The following is a 16,968-nucleotide window of genomic DNA, read 5'->3' on the forward strand; positions in this document are numbered from 1 at the left end:
CCCGCCGTTCCACCCTCCCCGTCATTCCGGCCAAGCGGCACAGCCGCGACGCGCCGGAATCCATCATAGGGCACATTGGTTGCTGGGCTGCGGCGATCCTTGACCTGGGCCGTCGAGCCTTACGATGGATTCCGGCGCTGCGCTTCGCTTGGCCGGAATGACGGTGTGGGTGTGGTTGGGGTGGTGCGCAACGATGCCTGTTCCCTCGCGCGCGATCCCGGTCTAGAGCATCACGCTGTTCCCCGAACGTGACGGCGTGGCCTGACGACGATGTACGACATCAAATGGATTCGCGAGAACGCCGCGGCGTTCGACACCGGGCTGAAGCGGCGGGGGCTCGAGCCGCTTTCGGCTTCTCTGCTGGCCCTCGACGACACGCGCCGCGCCGCGATCGCGAAAGCCCAAGCCGCGCAGGAGCGCCGCAACGCCCTCTCCAAGGAGATCGGCAAGGCGATGGGCGTCAAGGACACAGCCCTCGCCGAGAGCCTGAAGGCAGAGGTCGCGTCCTTGAAGGAGCTGCAGCCGGCGCTGGAGTTCGAGGAGAAGGCGGCGAAGGCCGAACTCGACGTCACGCTCGCCGCGATCCCCAACACGCCCAAGGACGATGTGCCGAAGGGAGCCGACGAGCATGGCAATGTCGTCAAATCGGTGCAGGGCGAGGCGCCCGAGAAGACGGGCGGGCGGCTGTTCGGCCAGAATTTCGCGCCCAAGGAGCATTTCGAGCTCGGCGAAGCGCTCGGCCAGATGGATTTCGAGCGGGCGGCGAAGCTGTCGGGTTCGCGCTTCGTCGTGCTGGAGCGTCAGATTGCGCGCCTGAGCCGGGCGATCGGGCAGTTCATGCTTGATGTGCATACCGAGGAACATGGCTACACCGAGGTGATGCCACCGCTGATGGTGCGCGACGAGGCGATGTTCGGCACGGCGCAGCTGCCGAAGTTTGAGGATGATCAGTTTTCCGCCGGCAGAAGGTTATCGGCCGACGAACTTCGCGCTTATGCATTCGACCACGCGCACCGCTTCAGCGCCTCGCAGCGGGAATATGCAGAAAAACTAAGGTTGGATGGGACTGACGAGACACAGGTCCGAAAGATTATCGAGGACCGTAGCAATTGGTATTTTAAGAAGCCCATAATGACCCGTTTGGGGGAGTTGGGATTAAGCACGCAGGTTCATTTCGGCGACATAGAGCAGTTCGATCTAGATAAGTTCGAACAGCAGTCCCTCTGGCTCATCCCCACCGCCGAAGTCCCGCTGACCAATCTCGTGCGCGAATCGATCCTCTCGGAGGAGGAGCTGCCGCGCCGCTACACCGCTCTGACGCCCTGCTTCCGGGCCGAGGCAGGGTCGGCCGGGCGCGATACGCGCGGCATGCTGCGCCAGCACCAGTTCGAGAAGGTCGAGCTGGTCTCGATCACCACGCCCGAGAAATCCGCCGAGGAGCATGAGCGCATGCTCGCCTGCGCCGAGGCGGTGCTTAAGAAGCTCGATCTGCATTATCGGGTGATGACATTGTGCACCGGCGATATGGGCTTCGCCTCGCAGAAGACCTACGACATCGAGGTCTGGCTGCCCGGCCAGAAGACCTATCGCGAGATCTCGTCCTGCTCGGTCTGCGGCGATTTCCAGGCGCGGCGGATGGATGCGCGCTACCGGCCCAAGGAGGGCGGGGCGCCGCGTTTCGTCCATACGCTCAACGGCTCGGGCACGGCGGTCGGCCGGGCGCTGATCGCGGTGATGGAGAACTATCAGAACGCCGACGGCTCGGTTTCGGTGCCCGAGGTGCTGGTGCCCTATATGCGCGGCGTGACGCGCATCGAGAAGGCGTGATGGCTGGCGCGACGCTCCTTCCCTTCTCCCCTTGCGGGAGAAGGTGGCGCGCAGCGCCGGATGAGGGGTCGCTGCACGTCTTGTCGTCATTTCGTTTACCCGACCCGCTACCTGACAGCGCGGTGCGACCCCTCACCCCAGCCCTCTCCCGCACCAAAGTCGGCTGCTGCCGACTTTGGCACAGGGATAGGCCCAACTCGGGCGAGCCCGAGTTGGGTGGGAGAGGGGGCGCGTTGCGGCTCGCCGCTCCGATTCCTTTGATCGCGAAAGCCTGACCCATGCGCATTCTCGTCACCAATGATGACGGCATCCACGCCGAGGGGCTGTCGGTGCTGGAGCGGATCGCGGCGCAGCTGTCCGACGATGTCTGGGTCGTGGCGCCCGAGACCGACCAGTCCGGCGTGGCGCATTCGCTGTCGCTGTCGAACCCGCTGCGGCTGCGGCAGATCTCCGAGAGGCGCTTTGCCGTGACCGGCACGCCGACCGATTGCGTGATCATGGCGGTGCGCTCGATCATGATCGAGAACCGGCCGGACCTCGTGCTGTCGGGCGTCAATCGCGGCCAGAACGTCGCCGAGGACGTGACCTATTCGGGCACGATCGCGGCGGCCATGGAAGGCACGCTGCTCGGCATCCCCTCGATCGCGATCAGCCAGGGCTACGGGCCGGGCGGGCGCGAGAACATCCACTGGGACTGCGCAGAGCATCATGCGCCGGGCATCATCCGCCGGCTGCTGGAGGAGGGCATCCCGCCTGACATCCTGTTCAACGTCAACTTTCCCAATGTCGCGCCCGCCGAGGTCGCGGGCATCGCGGTGACGGTGCAGGGCCGGCGCGACCAGGAGCTGATGCAGCTGCAGCCAAGGCAGGATGGGCGGGGCAACCCGTATTTCTGGATCGCCTTTGCGCGGGGCAAGAGCGAGCCGGCCAATGGCACCGATCTGCGCGCGCTGGCGGAGAAGAAGATCTCGATCACGCCGCTCGAGCTCGACCTGACGCATGAGCCGACGCTGACGCGCTTTGCGCGGGTGTTTGCGTGAGGATCGACGTCTGTTTCGTCGCTCTCCCCGTCATTCCGGCCAAGCGGCGCAGCCGCGCCGCGCCGGAATCCATCGTAGGGCAGGTGTCCTCGACCGGTTGCGCTCTATGATGGATTCCAGGCCTCCGCTTCGCTGCGCCCGGAATAGCGGCGCGGTTGGAACGCACGGTGGCACTTCCTGACATGATGCAAGGCGAGGGCGACGCCATGAGCGACGAGCTGCCTGCCAGCGAGGGCGAGCGGACTGTCGCCTTCCTGCTGTCGCTGCGCGCGCAAGGGGTGCGCGACCTGACCGTGCTGCGGGCGATGGAGAAGGTCGCGCGCGAGCGCTTCGCGCCGTCGCGCTTTGCCGATCTCGCCCGCCAGGACGTCTCGGTGCCGCTGCCCTGTGGCCAGACCATGACCGCGCCGCACACGGTGGCGGCGCTGTTGACCGCGCTCGACATGCAGGCCGGCGCGCGCGTGCTCGAGATCGGCACCGGCTCGGGCTATGTCACGGCGCTGCTGGCGGCGATGGGCGGGGAGGTGGTCTCGCTCGAACGCTACCGCACGCTCGCGCTGGCGGCCCATGAGCGCGTCGCCGGCAGCGGCCATGGGGCAGCGATCGAGCTGCGCCACGCCGACGGTTTCCAGCCCGACCGGTCGCTGGGACGCTTCGACCGCATCCTCGTCAACGGCGTCACCCATGCAATTCCCGAGGCGCTGCTGCTGCGGCTGGCGCCTGGCGGGCGCCTCGTCGGGGCGTTGCGCGTCGAGGGCGCGGCGCGGCGCGTGGTGGTGACGCGGCTGGCCGATGGTGGCTTCGATCATGCGCCGGGCCCGGCCGTCCGGCTGCCGCCGCTGGTGCCAGGCTTGGCGCGGGCGCTTTGAGCGCGCTGGCGGCTCCGGCGGAAAAACCTAAGGCAACGCTGCGGGGAGAAACGTTTTCGTAACCTGAACGGGGCTTTAATGCTGGCTATCGAGTTGCGTCGTTAGCGAGTGCCAGTTCCATGCGTAACCAAGCCGGATCGGTCAAGTTCAGTCTCGCCTTGCGCGCATCGACGGCGTGCCTGATTGCGTTGAGCGTCAGCGCCTGCTCGTCCGAGGCGATCCGCTTCACCGACACGCCCTTCGCCAGTCCTTTTCAGTCCGCCCAGGCCTCGGCGGCAGGGGGCGCCCAGCGTGATCCGGCCACGACCGGCTCGATCGGCCGTTCGGCCAGCGCGCCGGTCTATGCGGCTCCCGCCCCGTCGTCTGCCATGGCGAGCGTGCGTTCGCAGCCCCTGCCGCCGCCGCAATCGGCCGTTGCCCTGCGCAGCGCCCCCGCACAGCCTGTCGCTGGCAGTGCCGCCGGCTGGAGCGCCCAGGGCGGCACGCCGATCGTGGTTGCCGAAGGCGAGACGCTCGACGTGATCTCCTCGCGTTACGGTGTGCCGCGCGCGGCGCTGATCTCGGCAAACGGGTTGGCGGGTTCCACGATCGCGCCCGGCTCGCGCCTGACGATACCTGTCTACAATGCCGGTAGCGCCGCTGTCGCTCCGCCGCGTCAGCAACTGACGCAGGCTCCCGCCGCGACGCGCTCCGATACGTCTCGCTTCGTCACCGGCCCGGCTCCGGCCGCTTCGGTGGCGCCGGTGCGCCCGGCTGTGCCGATGCAGGATACGCGTTCCAAGGCGCAGGCCGCTGCCGACATGAGGGCCGCCGCCGCCGCGGAAGCCAAGGCCAAGACGGCGGCCGATGCGCTGGCCATGCGCGAATCGCGGGCCCGTTTCGCGGCCGAAGCCAAGGCGAAGGCGGCTGCCAGAACATCGGCGCCGGTCGCTGCGGTCCCGACGCCCATCGCCAAGCCGGCTGCCGTGGCCGCCCGGGCACCGGTGGTCGCCGAGGTGAAGCCGGTGCGAGCCGCAGCGGCCGACAAGGCCAAGCCCGTCGTCGTCGCCAGCGCTCCGACCACCGAGCCAAAGGTCACCGCCGTTCCGAAGTCCGAGCCGGAGCCGGTCACAACGGCGAGCCTGCCCAAGGCCGAGGAGGAGAAGGCCGATTTCCGCTGGCCGGCCCGTGGCCGCGTCATCGCCGGCTTCAGCGGCCGGGGCGGCAATGAAGGCATCAACATCGCCGTGCCGGAAGGCACGCCGGTCAAGGCGGCCGAGGGCGGCACCGTCGCCTATGCCGGCAGCGAGCTGAAGGGCTATGGCAATCTCGTGCTGATCCGCCACCCCAATGGCTATGTCTCGGCCTATGCCCATAACGGCGAATTGAACGTCAAGCGCGGCGAGACGGTGAAGCGTGGCCAGGTGGTCGCCAAATCCGGTCAGACCGGCAATGTCTCCTCGCCGCAGCTGCATTTCGAACTGCGCAAGGGCTCGGCGCCGGTCGATCCGACACCCTATCTGAACAACTGAGTTTAGCTTCGACCGGTCCCCGCGAGACCCCGCCGGTCGGAACAAGGCGGGGCGGCCCCAGGAAAGGCCGCCCCGCTATTTTTTGTGGCATGCACCGGCCATCAAATCCGGCGTCATTCCGGGCAAGCGAAGCGCAGACCCGCAATCCATCGTAGAGACCGACGGCTCTTTATGATGGATTCCGGAGCAGTGCCGCTGCGCGGCTCGTCTGGAATGACGGCGAGCACTTCATCCGCGCCGCTCACCCCTCCAGCTTCGTTCCCAACCGCCCTGCCAGATCCTGGATGTACTGCCAGGCGGTGCGGCCCGAGCGCGAGCCGCGCGTCGTCGCCCATTCCAGCGCCTCGTGACGGAGCGTCTCCGCGTCGATCGTCAGCCCGAAATGGCCGACATAGCCGTCGATCATCGCCAGATACTCGTCCTGGCTGCATTTGTGGAAGCCGAGCCAGAGGCCGAAGCGGTCAGACAGCGAGACCTTCTCCTCGATTGCCTCGCCGGGATTGATCGCGGTCGAGCGCTCATTGTCCATCATGTCGCGCGGCATCAGATGCCGGCGATTCGAAGTCGCGTAGAACACGACATTGCCGGGCCGGCCCTCGACGCCGCCATCGAGCGCCGCCTTCAGCGATTTGTAGGAGGTGTCCTCGCCATCGAAGGACAGGTCGTCGCAGAAGACGATCATGCGATGGGCGTCGGGCCGCAGCAGCGCCATCAGGATAGGGAGGCTTTCGATGTCCTCGCGGTGGATCTCGATGAGCTTCAGCGGCAGGGCCTGGCCGGCCAACCTGGTGTTGGTGTCGGCATGGACCGATTTGACCAGCGACGACTTGCCCATGCCGCGCGCGCCCCAGAGCAGGACGTTGTTGGCCGGTAGGCCGCGGGCGAAGCGCTCGGTATTTTCCGCCAGCGTGTCGCGGACGCGGTCGACGCCGCGCAGCAGCGACAGCGCCACGCGGTTGACCCGCGCGACAGGCGACAGATCCGAGCCGGCCGGGTGCCAGACGAAGGCGTCGGCGATGGTCAGGTCGGCAGCCTTGCGCGCGGGCGGCGCGATCCGCTCCAGGGCGTCGGCGATGCGAAGCAGCGTGGCGAGCGTCTGGTCGGTGGCGAGATCCGTCATGATTACGCTTTCGATGAGAAGTCGAGCGGCCGTACCCGGCGGTACGGCGAACAAAACCCTAAACCGCCCCGGCTTGCAAAGCGCAAGGCCATTGCGCGAATAGCGGCAAGTCCATAGGTGAAGGGCGCGCCTGGGTTGCCGGACGCTTCCAATTGATTTCGCAGCGTCGCTGGCTATAGTCCGCGCGATTTTGACACCCAATACGAAGTTCGCCGCGCCACGCGGCCGGTGGCGCGTCGCGCCGCCGCGATGAAGGAGCCGTTCCGTGATCACCCCCGCTTTTGCCCAGGCCGCCGGCGCTGGTGGCTCCACCGACATGCTGATGTCGCTGGTGCCGTTTGTGCTGATCTTCGTGATCATGTGGTTCCTGATCATCCGCCCGCAGCAGAAGCGGGTGAAGGCGCATCAGGAGATGATCAAGAATGTGCGGCGCGGCGACACCGTGATCACCTCGGGCGGTATCGTCGCCAAGGTCTCGAAGGTGATCGACGACGCCGAGATCGAGGTCGAGATCGCCGATGGCGTCCGCGTCCGCCTGGTCAAGGGCATGATCACCGACGTCCGCGCCAAGGGCGAGCCGGTCAAGAGCTGAATCGAGCCCCTGCTGGGGTAACGACGCCGGCTCCGACGGGGCCGGCGCGCGACAATAAGGCGCTACACGCAGATGCTCCGTTTCCAGACCCGCAAGGTCATCGTCGTCCTGCTCGTGCTGCTCTTCGGCTGTGGCTTTGCCCTGCCGAACCTGTTCTCGCCCGAGACCCGCAGGGCGATCGAGGCCGGCGCGCCATCCTGGATTCCGCGTATCCTGCTGCCGATCCATGCCGTCGTGCTGGGGCTCGATCTTCAGGGTGGCTCGCATGTGCTGCTCGAGATCGACCGGGCCGATCTGGTGCGCAGCCAGGTCACGCAATTGCGCGACGACGTCCGGCGCATCCTGCGCGAGGAGAAGGTCGCGTTCACCGGCGGCATCAACATGACCGGACGTGGCGTCAGCGTCCGCGTGCCCGAGGCCGCAGACCGCGCCCGGCTTCTGCCCAAGCTGCGCGAACTCGCCCAGCCGGTCGGCACGCTCGGGGCTTTCGGACCCTCGGGCAACAACACCATCGACGTCGCCGATCAGCCTGACGGGCTGGTGCAGCTCGCGGTCACCGAAGCGGGCGCCAATGAGCGCGTGCGCCGCGCCGTCGAGCAAGCGATGGAGGTGCTGCGCCGCCGCGTCGACGCGCTGGGCACCACGGAGCCCAATATCCAACGCCAGGGTCTCGACCGCATCCTCGTCCAGGTGCCGGGCCTGCAGGACCCGCAGCGGCTGAAGGACATTCTCGGCCAGACCGCCAAGCTTCAGTTCCGCATGGTCGCCGAAAGCCAGGCCGGCGATATCGACATGCTGCCCTCCAACGATGCCGGCGGTTCGCTGGTGCCGGTCGAGCGGCGCGTCATCGTCGAGGGCGAGGATCTGATCGATGCGCAGCCCGCCTTCGATTCGCGCACCTCGCAGCCGATCGTGAATTTTCGCTTCAACATTCGCGGCGCACAGCGTTTCGGCCAGGCGACCACTGAAAATCTCGGTCGGCCGCTCGCCATCGTGCTCGACAACCGGGTGATCTCCTCGCCGGTCATCCAGTCGCCGATCACCGGTGGCTCCGGCCAGATCTCGGGCAATTTCACCGTCGAATCGGTGAACAATCTCGCCATCCTGCTGCGCGCCGGCGCGCTACCGGCGAAGATGACGATCGTCGAGGAGCGCACCGTCGGTCCAGGCCTTGGAGCCGACTCGATCCAGGCCGGCAAGATGGCCACGCTGATCGCGACCGCACTGGTCATCCTCTACATGATCGGCACCTATGGCGTGTTCGGGTTGATCGCGAGCATCGCGCTGCTCGTCCATGTCTGCCTGATCTTCGGGCTGATGTCGGTGCTGGGCGCGACGATGACGCTGCCCGGCATCGCCGGCATCGTGTTGACGATCGGCACGGCGGTGGATTCCAACGTGCTGATCTATGAACGCATGCGTGAGGAATCGCATCAGGGCCGATCGCTCGTCTCGGCGCTGGAGGCCGGCTTCCAGCGCGCCTTTGCGACGATCATCGATTCCAACGTCACCATGCTGATCGCGGCGCTGGCCTTGTTTGCGCTGGGCTCGGGTCCGGTGCGGGGCTTTGCGGTCGTCTTCATCCTCGGCATCCTGACCACCGTCATCACAGCTGTGACGCTGACACGGATGCTGATCGCGCTGTGGTATCGCTGGGCCAAGCCCAAAGCGCTTCCGTTCTAGACGCTAAGCCCCCTGTTCAAGGAGATCAGCGCATGCGTCTGCTTCGCATCGTTCCCGACGGCACGACCTTCAAATTCGTCCGATTCCGCCGCTTCAGCTATCCGTTCTCGGCGGCTTATTCGCTGCTGGTGCTGTTCCTGTTTCTGACAGTGGGCTTGAATTTCGGCATCGACTTCCGCGGCGGCACGCTGATCGAGATGCAGTCGAAATCCGGTAAACCGGACATTGCGTCGGTTCGGCAAAGCGCCAATGGGCTTGGCTTCGGCGAGGCCGAGGTCCAGGAATTCGGCGCGGCCGGCGAGATCTCGATGCGATTTGCCCTGCAGCCGGGCGGCGAGGCCGCGCAGCAGCAGGTCGTCGTCAAGGCGCGCGATGCCTTCTCGGCGGCTTATGATTTCCGTCGCGTCGAGACGGTGGGCCCCCGCGTCTCGGGCGAACTCGTGCAGGCCGGCACGCTCGGCGTCGTGCTCGCGATCATGGGCGTTCTGATTTATCTCTGGTTCCGCTTCGAGATGCCGCTGGCGATCGGCGCAATCCTGGGAACGCTGCACGATATCGTGCTGACGATGGGCTTCTTCCTGATCACGCAGCTCGAGTTCAACCTGACCTCGATCGCGGCGATCCTGACCATCGTCGGCTATTCGCTCAACGAAACGGTCGTGGTGTTCGACCGCACGCGGGAATTGCTGCGACGCTACAAGACCATGTCGATCCCCGACCTGCTCGATCTGTCGGTGAACTCGACATTGTCGCGAACGGCGATCACCTCGACCACGACCGTGCTCGCGCTCGTCGCGCTCGTGATCTTCGGCGGTACGGCGATCGAAGGTTTCGCGCTCGTCATGCTGTTTGGCGTCGTCGTCTGCACCTATTCGGCGATGTTCGTCTCGACCCCTGTCCTGCTTTACATGGATGTGCGCAGCACGGCGGCACGTGAGGATGCGCAGGAGAAGGCGCAAGAGAAGGCGGCGCTGTCTGCCAGGCCGAAGAGCTGAAAGCCCTCGCGCCGAGATCGCATCCCGAGATGCCGAGATGAGCCGCTTCGACGGATATGTTCCCGGCCGCTACCCGCTCGACGCCTTCGGCGCCGGCGGCTTCCGCTTCGCCGGCATGGGCCATGTCGGCTCGATCCTGGCGACGCCGGCGGGGATCGGAATCTGGCCGGTGTCGCGCTTTGCCGAAATCACGCCGGAGAGCTTCCGGCGCGTGCTCGACGAGGCCGCCTCGATCGACTTCCTCCTGATCGGCACTGGCGCCGATATCGCCTTCATCCCGCAGGATTGGCGGGATCTGCTGAAGCAGCATGGTGTCACCGTCGAGGGCATGGCGACGGGGGCGGCGGCGCGAACCTACAACGTGCTCGTCGGCGAGGATCGGCGCGTCGCGGCTGCGCTGATCGCGGTGGAATAGCCTTCATCCTGACCTTGGCGCCGGATCGCTGCCGTTAGGCCAGCGCGCTGAGCGCTACCGCCAGCCGCCCGTCTTCTTGTCCATGAGCCGTAGCCATCGCCCCCGGCTCGTCCTACACTGGTCGCGAACGGCCGGGGGGCAGGCACCGGATCGAGGCCAGAAGATGCCGCAGACGACCGAAACAGACCGTCGCAGCGAGACCACCCCATCGGTCCTGCCGCAGGCCTATGCGCATTGCGCGGCGCTCGTGCGCGAGCAGGATCACGACCGCTACATCGCCTGTCTCTATGCGCCGGAATCGCAGCGGCCTTCGCTGTTTGCGCTCTACGCCTTCAGCTTGGAGATCGCCCGCGTGCGTGCGCTGGTCAGCGAGCCGCTGCCGGGCGAGGTGCGGATGCAGTGGTGGCGCGACCTCCTCGAAGGCCAGACGGCCGGAGAGGTCCAGGCGCATCCGGTCGCGGCCGCGCTGCTCGACACCATCGCGCGCTACCGCCTGCCGATCGCGCCGCTGACCGGGCTGATCGAGGCGCGCATCTTCGATCTCTATGACGACCCGATGCCGTCGCTGCGCGATCTCGAGGGCTATGCCGGCGAGACTGCAAGCGCCCTGATCCGGCTGGCCTCGATCATCCTCGCCAATGGCCGCGATCCGGGCGGCGCGGCGGCGGCCGGCTATGCCGGCGTCGCCTATGCGCTGACCGGGCTGATGCGCGCCTTCCCCTGGCACGCGGCGGAAGGCCAGGTCTATCTGCCGGCCGACATCCTCGCCCGCAACGGCGTCACCCGCGACGATATCGTGCGCGGGCGCGGCGGGCCGGGCGTGCTCTATTCGCTCAAGGAGCTGCGCGAGATCGCGCGCGGCCATCTGGTGAAGCTGCGAGATTTGCGCGCGACGATTCCGCCGGCCGTGATGCCGGCCTTCCTGCCGGTGGCGCTGGTCGAGCCTTATCTCAAGCGCATGGAGCGCGGCGGCTACGATCCCTATCGCACGATCATCACCATGCCGGCCTGGCAGCGGCAATGGGCGATCTGGCGCTCGGCGAAGGCTGCGGGTTGAACGCTTCGCCCTGATCCTCGGAAATACCGCGTCATCCCGGACAAGCGGCGCAGCCGCGCCGATCCGGGATCCATCAGAGGACGCGACGGTGCCCTACGATGGATCCCGGAGCTCCGCTTCGCTGCATCCGGGATGGCGGTGCGGGTGTGAGAACGTGGGTAAGGCGTTCACTCCGCCGCCTGCGCCTGATCCCCGCCGGCCCAGGCCTCCATCACAACCTTCGCGCGCGCCGTCAGCGCGTGCTTGCGGGCGACGCTCTTGGCCGGGCCCTTCAGCTTCTTGCCGTCGGGGCCATGCGTCGCCTGGCTTTCGATATGGGGGAACAGCCCGAAATTGATGTTCATCGGCTGGAAGGAGCGCGGCCCCTCGTCGATGGTGACGATGTGGCCGCCGGTGATGTGGTTGACCAGCGCGCCCAGCGCCGTCGTCGCGGGCGGTAACTCAAGCTCATGGCCGAGACGTTCGGCGGCCGCCATGCGCCCCGCCAGAAGGCCGATCGCGGCGCTCTCGACATAGCCCTCGCAGCCGGTGATCTGACCGGCGAAGCGCAGGCGCGGATCGGCCTTGAGCCGCAGACGCTCATCGAGCAGCTTCGGCGAGTTGAGATAGGTGTTACGGTGGATGCCGCCGAGCCGCGCGAATTCGGCGTTCTGGAGCCCCGGGATCATCCGGAAGATCGCGGCCTGCTCGCCATATTTCAGCTTGGTCTGAAAGCCGGTCATGTTGAACAGCGTGCCCAGCGCATTGTCCTGGCGCAGCTGGACGACCGCATAGGCCTTGACCGTTGGATTGTGCTTGTTGGTCAGCCCGACCGGCTTCATCGGCCCCCAGCGGAGGGTCTCGCGGCCGCGCTGCGCCATCACCTCGATCGGCAGGCAGCCGTCGAAATAGGGCGTGCCCTCCCATTCCTTGAACTCGGTCGTCTCGGCGGCGAGCAGCGCGTCGATGAAGGCCTCGTACTGGTCGCGGTCGAGCGGGCAGTTGATGTAGTCGGCGCCCGTGCCGCCCGGTCCCGCCTTGTCGTAGCGCGACTGGAACCAGGCCTGGTCCATATCGACCGAGTCGAAATGCACGATCGGGGCGATGGCGTCGAAGAAGGCCAGCGCATCCTCGCCGGTCAGGGACTGGAGGCCGGCGGCCAGCGCCGGCGAGGTCAGCGGCCCCGTCGCGATGATGACGCGGTCCCAGTCGGCCGGCGGCAGGCCGGCGATCTCGGCGCGGTCGATGGTGACCAGCGGGTGGGCTTCGAGCGCCGCCGTCACGCCCTGCGAGAAGCCGTCGCGGTCGACCGCGAGCGCGCCGCCGGCCGGGACCTGATGCGCGTCGCCCTTCTCCATGATCAGCGAGCCCAGCCGGCGCATCTCCCAGTGGAGCTGGCCGACCGCGTTGGAGAGCGAATCGTCGGAGCGGAAGGAGTTGGAGCAGACCAGCTCCGCCAGCCCTTCCGTCTTGTGCGCCTCCGTGCCGCGGACGGGGCGCATCTCGTGCAGGATGACGGGGACGCCGGCCTTTGCGATCTGCCAGGCGGCTTCGGAGCCGGCGAGACCGCCGCCGATGATGTGAACGGGTTCCATACCGGGGATGTGTCGCCAGCCGCCGCCGACGTCAAGGGAAGCGAGGTCCAAAATGCAAAATGCCCGCCGGAGGGCGGGCATTCGCTCTTCAACCGGATGTCGCGAGGGAGGGTCGCTCGATCCAGGAGATACTAGGTGTTTAGTCCCGGCATTTGCTGGATCGGATTGAGGTTGAACTTTTCGGGCTCGATCGTCCATCGTTTGCAGATGAACTCGTAGGGCGTGAGGCCTTTGAGGGTCTTGAGCCTGCGGCCGAAGTTGTAAGCCGCGACGAAGTCGGCGAGGTGGCGTTCGAGCTGCGCGTGATCGTCGTAGTGGTACCGTTTGACGGTCGCGTCCTTGATCGTGCGGTTCATCCGCTCAACCTGGCCGTTCGTCCAGGGGTGCTTCGGCTTGGTGGTCCTGTGGTCGATATCGGCTTTGGCGCAGGCGAGTTCGAAGGCGTGGGCGCGGAAGAGTTCTCCGTTCGCCATCGCCTCCTTGATCAGCGGCACGGCCGAGCCGCCAGCGCCGGGCGTCGTGAAGTGGATGCCGTTGTCGGTCAACACCGTGTGGATCTTGTAGGGGACCGCTTCGATCAAACGCCGGAGGAAGTCGCCAGCCGTCCGCTGCTTGGCTTCACGATGAAGCTCGACGAAGGCGAACTTGCTGGTCCGATCGATGGCGACGAACATGTAGAGCCTGCCCTCGGCCGTGCGCAGTTCTGCGAGGTCGATGTGGAAGAAGCCGATCGGGTAGCTCTTGAACTTCGTCTTCGCGGTCGTCTCGCCTTCGACCTCGGGCAGGCGGCTGATCCCGTGACGCTGCAGGCAGCGATGCAGCGACGAGCGCGTCAGGCTCGGGATCGTCGGCTGCAGGGCGTAAAGGCAGTCGTCGAGCGGCAGCAATGTGTGCTGCCGAAAGGCGACGATCACCGCCTCTTCCTCGATCGTCAGCACCGTCGAGGTCGGGTTCTTCGGCCCCGTCGGCACATCGGCGACCGACGTGCGACCCTTCCACTTCGCGACGGTCTTCTGGTTGATGCCGTAGCGCTTCGCCAGAGCCCTCAGGCTCTCTTGACTATGCTGTATCGCTCGACGGACCGCCGCTGTCGTTGTGGCGCTCCCGTGGTGAACCTGGCCCATAGCGCATCCCTCGACTCAGGCGCCGAGATTGCACCATCAAAGCCCGGGATCAAACAACTAGGCGTGACCGATGCCCCGTTGCCGGAGCGCGGCGTCTTCAGACGGCGGCGTGGGTGCGCGCGACGAAGGCGATTTCCGAGCGCGACAGGCCGAGATCGTCGAGCTCGCGGTCGGTCAGGCGGGACAGCTCGCGAACGGTCTCGCGGTAGCGCAGGTAAGAGCGGATCTTGGCGGCGATCATGGTGACGAACATAACGAGGGTCCTACTAGGTTTCCGGAGCGGGTCGGTGCCCACAGCGATGAATTCGTTGTGCGCTGCATATAAGTGAGCCAGCCCTGCTCAAACAGAGGCCAATTGTCAGTTCCGTTATGCGACCACCGCATGATCCATTCTCAATTCCTTCATTTTTGGCGTTTCGCCCGCGTGGGGCGGTTAACAAACGATTCAGATTTGGTCCCGATCTGCCGTTTCTCTGGGCAGTCTATCTCGCGGTTGCGAGATAGACGGAGCGCTGCCTGCCGCTTGGGCGGTTTTCGACCTCTCGCCTGAGGGTGCCGGACCCGGGGGGCGCCGGCTCAGTCGCAGGCTTCGAGCAGGCGCGAGGCGGCGGTGACGCCCGACAGCGAGAAGGAGTAGCGCGTCTCGTTGCCGCGGCCCGAGCGCGCCTCCAGCTCCATCACGCTGCCGGCCCGCATCGCCGCCAGCAGTTCCGGCTCGCGCTCGACCCGGCGCAGCCAGGCATGGCTGCCTTGCGTGATCATGCGGAAGGTCTCGTCGCCGATGGTGACGGTGACCTCCGAGCCGCTTTCGAAATCATAGCCCGCCTGCAGGCTGGCCTCGGTGCGCTGCGGCGTCGGCGCCTCCTTGATGAAGAAATGCACGTCGCCATGCCGGAGCGTCTCGGGGGCGGCGCTTTCGGGGGTGGCGAGGATATAGCAGCTGCGGGCCTGGCCCTGGCCGAAGGCGGCGGCGTTCCAGCTGCCGAACTGGCCAAGCGGCGTCGCCGGGGCGGCGAGAGCGGGGGCGGCGGCCGTGATGGCGGCCGTGATGAAGGCGGCACTGAGAGCGCCGATCGCGGGGTTCGTCATCCTGTCTCCTTTGGTCTCGAAGGCCTCAGGGTGGCAAAAACCGGGTTAACAGGGCGTCACCATGACGCAAGACTGCGGCGTCGGGGCGCAGGGGGGCTTCGTCGGTTTCAGGCCCGCGACGCCGTCATCCCGGACAAGCCGCGTCAGCGGCGCCGATCCGGGATCCATTCCGGAACCTCTCAAAGCCAGCGTTCCGGCATGGATCCCGGGTCTCCGCTGCACTGCGCCCGGGATGACGGCGAGGGGGAGGACACGGGTCGGACCCTCAGCACTCCCGCCGCTCATCCGCCGTCCCGCGCGGTTTCCTCGGCGACGCGCGCCTGCGCCTTGGCCAGGGCCTCGTCGGGGGTAAGCCCGGCGGCGCCGTTCTGGATCATGTAGCCGGCGAGGCGGCGGTCCTGGTCGGGCAGGGCCTGCATGAAGCCGTAGAGGCAGGTCGCGTCGCTGCGCTTGCAACTGCGGCCGCGCTGGCAGGCCTTCTCAGTGCAGTCACGCCAGACTTCGAGGATGTTGCCCATCTTCCTGAGAAGGTCGCGGCGGATCTGCTGGGTGCGGTGGAAATTGGCGATGTGCTCGGGCGTGAAGCCGGAGGGTTCTTTGCGGGCCATGGGTCGTCTCCCTGTGGGGAGGGGGCGAGCGCCAGCCCCCGCCCGCTGTTGCAGCGTCGGTTTGCGAGAACGGGGCTGGCGGAGCGCCGCGAGGCGCGTGGGTATCATCCGCATCCGTTGAGCCAGGATGCGGCGCGGCGGGATTGAGCCACCCGTCGCACGCCCCGTGGCGCTCCGCCTTCGGCGATTTTGGGCTCCGGGCCGCGCTTATCGGGTCGAAAGCCATCCTCCACCGCGAGCCCTAGACGCCAGTTCCCCTCATCGGGTTGTCGCGCCGTCAGGCATGGGACGAAGGCGTGATGCCGCCGACCGTTCCAGCGAGCTCCTCGCACAGGGACCGTAGTGTCCCCAGGGCGGTGCCCCGAAGCCTCCCGAGCCTGGCGTGTAAGACCAGCCGCAGGCGCCGACCCTCACCCAACCTCCAGCATACCTCCGGTTGGCCGCCCCGTTTGGGTGATGGGCGAGGTGAGTATGGGGGAGGTTGGGGCGGCGGGGATAAGTTGAGGGGTAGATTGCGACGTGGACGATCTATAACTCACTATGCCCGCCTTCGAGTGACCTCTTAGCCGCGAACAATTGCCGTGAAATTGCTAGGCACGCACTTGAACGTCACGAGTGAACTCATGACTATGCAACCGTAGATTTGATTCGGAGATCGTACACGTGACGCTTGCGGCCCCGACAACCCTTAACCTTCAAGACGCGCCTTACCAGTTATTCTGTGGCGATGTGCTGGAGCAGTTGGCCGCGTTGCGAGGTCAAAAATTTAACCTGATTATCTCTTCTCCGCCTTATAACATAGGGAAAGACTACGAAAAGGATAGTCGCCGAACATTGCGCGAGTATATAGATTGGCAAAAAGAAGTTCTTTCTAGAATTTACGACCTTCTAGAGGATAATGGGAGTATTTGTTGGCAGGTTGGGAGTTATGTAAAAAATGAGATTTATGTTCCTCTCGATATGGCTATGTATGGGGTCTTTGATGAGTTGGGGTTCAAGCTCCGAAATAGAATAATTTGGCGGTTCAATTTTGGTCATAACTACGACAAGCGATTTTCGGGGCGGTATGAGACTTTACTGTGGCTGACAAAATCTGATGAATTTAAGTTTAATTTGAATTCCGTTAGGATACCGCAAATTTATCCGGGGAAGCGCCATTCCGCATCAAAGGGCCCCCGTAAAGCCGGGCTTCCAAGCGGAAACCCGTTGGGAAAGAACCCCTCGGATTTTTGGGAGTTCTCTGCTCAGCGAGATTTTGTCGAAAATCCTATATGGGATCTCCCCAATGTGAAGGCTAACCACCCTGAGAAGACAGCGCACACTTGCCAATTCCCGATCGAACTCGCGGAGCGGTGTGTCCTTGCATTTACCGACGAGGGCGACCGCGTACTTGATCCGTTTATTGGGGTGGGATCTAGTGGATTGACGGCGACGGAAGAGTCCCGCTCGGGATTCCGTTTTGCC

At 65.8% G+C, this 16,968-nt stretch carries 16 protein-coding genes; 10 read left to right on the top strand and 6 right to left on the bottom strand.

Annotation, left to right across the window (positions count from 1 at the left end; all coding sequences use genetic code 11):
* Nucleotides 1-270 precede the first annotated feature (270 nt).
* From serS to IP69_RS03715, 4 genes are all read left to right on the top strand, one after another.
* Nucleotides 271-1,827: a serine--tRNA ligase gene (serS, locus tag IP69_RS03700; protein ID WP_054141479.1), complete on the top strand. Its 1,557-nt coding sequence runs from the start codon at nt 271-273 to the stop codon at nt 1,825-1,827.
* A 278-nt stretch (nt 1,828-2,105) separates the two neighbouring features.
* The gene (surE, locus tag IP69_RS03705) at nt 2,106-2,867 is read left to right on the top strand and encodes a 5'/3'-nucleotidase SurE (RefSeq protein ID WP_054141480.1); all 762 of its coding nucleotides are present in this window, start codon (nt 2,106-2,108) and stop codon (nt 2,865-2,867) included.
* A gap of 167 nt (nt 2,868-3,034) precedes the next feature.
* Nucleotides 3,035-3,736: a methyltransferase domain-containing protein gene (locus IP69_RS03710; RefSeq protein ID WP_248306694.1), complete on the top strand. Its 702-nt coding sequence runs from the start codon at nt 3,035-3,037 to the stop codon at nt 3,734-3,736.
* Nucleotides 3,737-3,855: 119 nt separating this feature from the next.
* A complete protein-coding gene (locus IP69_RS03715) occupies nt 3,856-5,247 on the top strand; it encodes a peptidoglycan DD-metalloendopeptidase family protein (protein WP_054141481.1) in 1,392 nt (463 codons plus the stop codon).
* A 241-nt stretch (nt 5,248-5,488) separates the two neighbouring features.
* Here IP69_RS03715 and IP69_RS03720 read toward each other — a convergent pair whose 3' ends face one another.
* A complete protein-coding gene (locus IP69_RS03720) occupies nt 5,489-6,367 on the bottom strand; it encodes an ATP-binding protein (protein WP_054141482.1) in 879 nt (292 codons plus the stop codon).
* A gap of 316 nt (nt 6,368-6,683) precedes the next feature.
* On the opposite strand from IP69_RS03720, the gene yajC reads away from it, so the two are divergent.
* From yajC to IP69_RS03745, 5 genes are all read left to right on the top strand, one after another.
* A complete protein-coding gene (yajC, locus tag IP69_RS03725; RefSeq protein ID WP_054141491.1) occupies nt 6,684-6,959 on the top strand; it encodes a preprotein translocase subunit YajC in 276 nt (91 codons plus the stop codon).
* Nucleotides 6,960-7,031: 72 nt separating this feature from the next.
* Nucleotides 7,032-8,642 (top strand): protein translocase subunit SecD, encoded by a 1,611-nt coding sequence (secD, locus tag IP69_RS03730; protein WP_054141483.1) that lies wholly within the window; start codon nt 7,032-7,034, stop codon nt 8,640-8,642.
* 32 nt (nt 8,643-8,674) lie between these two features.
* Nucleotides 8,675-9,637 carry a protein translocase subunit SecF gene (secF, locus tag IP69_RS03735; RefSeq protein ID WP_054141484.1) on the top strand — a complete coding sequence of 321 codons (963 nt, stop codon included), beginning with the start codon at nt 8,675-8,677 and terminating at the stop codon, nt 9,635-9,637.
* A gap of 37 nt (nt 9,638-9,674) precedes the next feature.
* Complete coding sequence (locus IP69_RS03740; protein WP_054141485.1) at nt 9,675-10,052, top strand: MTH938/NDUFAF3 family protein; 378 nt, start codon at nt 9,675-9,677, stop codon at nt 10,050-10,052.
* A gap of 163 nt (nt 10,053-10,215) precedes the next feature.
* Nucleotides 10,216-11,109 carry a phytoene/squalene synthase family protein gene (locus IP69_RS03745; protein ID WP_054141486.1) on the top strand — a complete coding sequence of 298 codons (894 nt, stop codon included), beginning with the start codon at nt 10,216-10,218 and terminating at the stop codon, nt 11,107-11,109.
* 167 nt (nt 11,110-11,276) lie between these two features.
* Here IP69_RS03745 and trmFO read toward each other — a convergent pair whose 3' ends face one another.
* From trmFO to IP69_RS03765, 5 genes are all read right to left on the bottom strand, one after another.
* Entirely contained in the window at nt 11,277-12,683 is a 1,407-nt protein-coding gene (gene trmFO / locus IP69_RS03750; protein WP_054141487.1) for a methylenetetrahydrofolate--tRNA-(uracil(54)-C(5))-methyltransferase (FADH(2)-oxidizing) TrmFO, read from the bottom strand.
* Between the two features lie 131 nt (nt 12,684-12,814).
* Nucleotides 12,815-13,807, bottom strand: a complete 993-nt coding sequence (locus IP69_RS03755) for an IS481 family transposase (RefSeq protein WP_054141488.1) — start codon at nt 13,805-13,807, stop codon at nt 12,815-12,817.
* Between the two features lie 97 nt (nt 13,808-13,904).
* Nucleotides 13,905-14,060, bottom strand: a complete 156-nt coding sequence (locus tag IP69_RS21270) for a DUF1127 domain-containing protein (RefSeq protein WP_082358930.1) — start codon at nt 14,058-14,060, stop codon at nt 13,905-13,907.
* A gap of 323 nt (nt 14,061-14,383) precedes the next feature.
* The gene (locus IP69_RS03760) at nt 14,384-14,896 is read right to left on the bottom strand and encodes an invasion associated locus B family protein (protein ID WP_248306695.1); all 513 of its coding nucleotides are present in this window, start codon (nt 14,894-14,896) and stop codon (nt 14,384-14,386) included.
* A 281-nt stretch (nt 14,897-15,177) separates the two neighbouring features.
* Complete coding sequence (locus tag IP69_RS03765) at nt 15,178-15,504, bottom strand: hypothetical protein (RefSeq protein WP_054141489.1); 327 nt, start codon at nt 15,502-15,504, stop codon at nt 15,178-15,180.
* A gap of 663 nt (nt 15,505-16,167) precedes the next feature.
* Between IP69_RS03765 and IP69_RS21275 the strand changes: the two genes are divergently transcribed.
* Nucleotides 16,168-16,968, top strand: an 801-nt coding sequence (locus IP69_RS21275) for a site-specific DNA-methyltransferase (RefSeq protein ID WP_082358933.1), incomplete at its 3' end; no start/stop codon positions are given.

This window comes from Allobosea sp. AAP35, from assembly GCF_001295925.1.
GTDB lineage: Bacteria > Pseudomonadota > Alphaproteobacteria > Rhizobiales > Beijerinckiaceae > Allobosea.

Excerpts from the sequence above, each read along its gene's own strand:
- yajC (WP_054141491.1), top strand. The coding sequence starts at position 6,684 with ATGCTGATGTCGCTGGTGCCGTTTGTGCTGATCTTCGTGATCATGTGG.
- IP69_RS21270 (WP_082358930.1), bottom strand. The coding sequence starts at position 14,060 with ATGTTCGTCACCATGATCGCCGCCAAGATCCGCTCTTACCTGCGCTAC.
- IP69_RS03740 (WP_054141485.1), top strand. The coding sequence starts at position 9,675 with ATGAGCCGCTTCGACGGATATGTTCCCGGCCGCTACCCGCTCGACGCC.
- serS (WP_054141479.1), top strand. The coding sequence starts at position 271 with ATGTACGACATCAAATGGATTCGCGAGAACGCCGCGGCGTTCGACACC.
- IP69_RS03720 (WP_054141482.1), bottom strand. The coding sequence starts at position 6,367 with ATGACGGATCTCGCCACCGACCAGACGCTCGCCACGCTGCTTCGCATC.
- IP69_RS03755 (WP_054141488.1), bottom strand. The coding sequence starts at position 13,807 with ATGGGCCAGGTTCACCACGGGAGCGCCACAACGACAGCGGCGGTCCGT.
- IP69_RS03745 (WP_054141486.1), top strand. The coding sequence starts at position 10,216 with ATGCCGCAGACGACCGAAACAGACCGTCGCAGCGAGACCACCCCATCG.
- trmFO (WP_054141487.1), bottom strand. The coding sequence starts at position 12,683 with ATGGAACCCGTTCACATCATCGGCGGCGGTCTCGCCGGCTCCGAAGCC.
- IP69_RS03765 (WP_054141489.1), bottom strand. The coding sequence starts at position 15,504 with ATGGCCCGCAAAGAACCCTCCGGCTTCACGCCCGAGCACATCGCCAAT.
- IP69_RS03760 (WP_248306695.1), bottom strand. The coding sequence starts at position 14,896 with ATGACGAACCCCGCGATCGGCGCTCTCAGTGCCGCCTTCATCACGGCC.
- secF (WP_054141484.1), top strand. The coding sequence starts at position 8,675 with ATGCGTCTGCTTCGCATCGTTCCCGACGGCACGACCTTCAAATTCGTC.
- surE (WP_054141480.1), top strand. The coding sequence starts at position 2,106 with ATGCGCATTCTCGTCACCAATGATGACGGCATCCACGCCGAGGGGCTG.
- secD (WP_054141483.1), top strand. The coding sequence starts at position 7,032 with ATGCTCCGTTTCCAGACCCGCAAGGTCATCGTCGTCCTGCTCGTGCTG.
- IP69_RS03715 (WP_054141481.1), top strand. The coding sequence starts at position 3,856 with ATGCGTAACCAAGCCGGATCGGTCAAGTTCAGTCTCGCCTTGCGCGCA.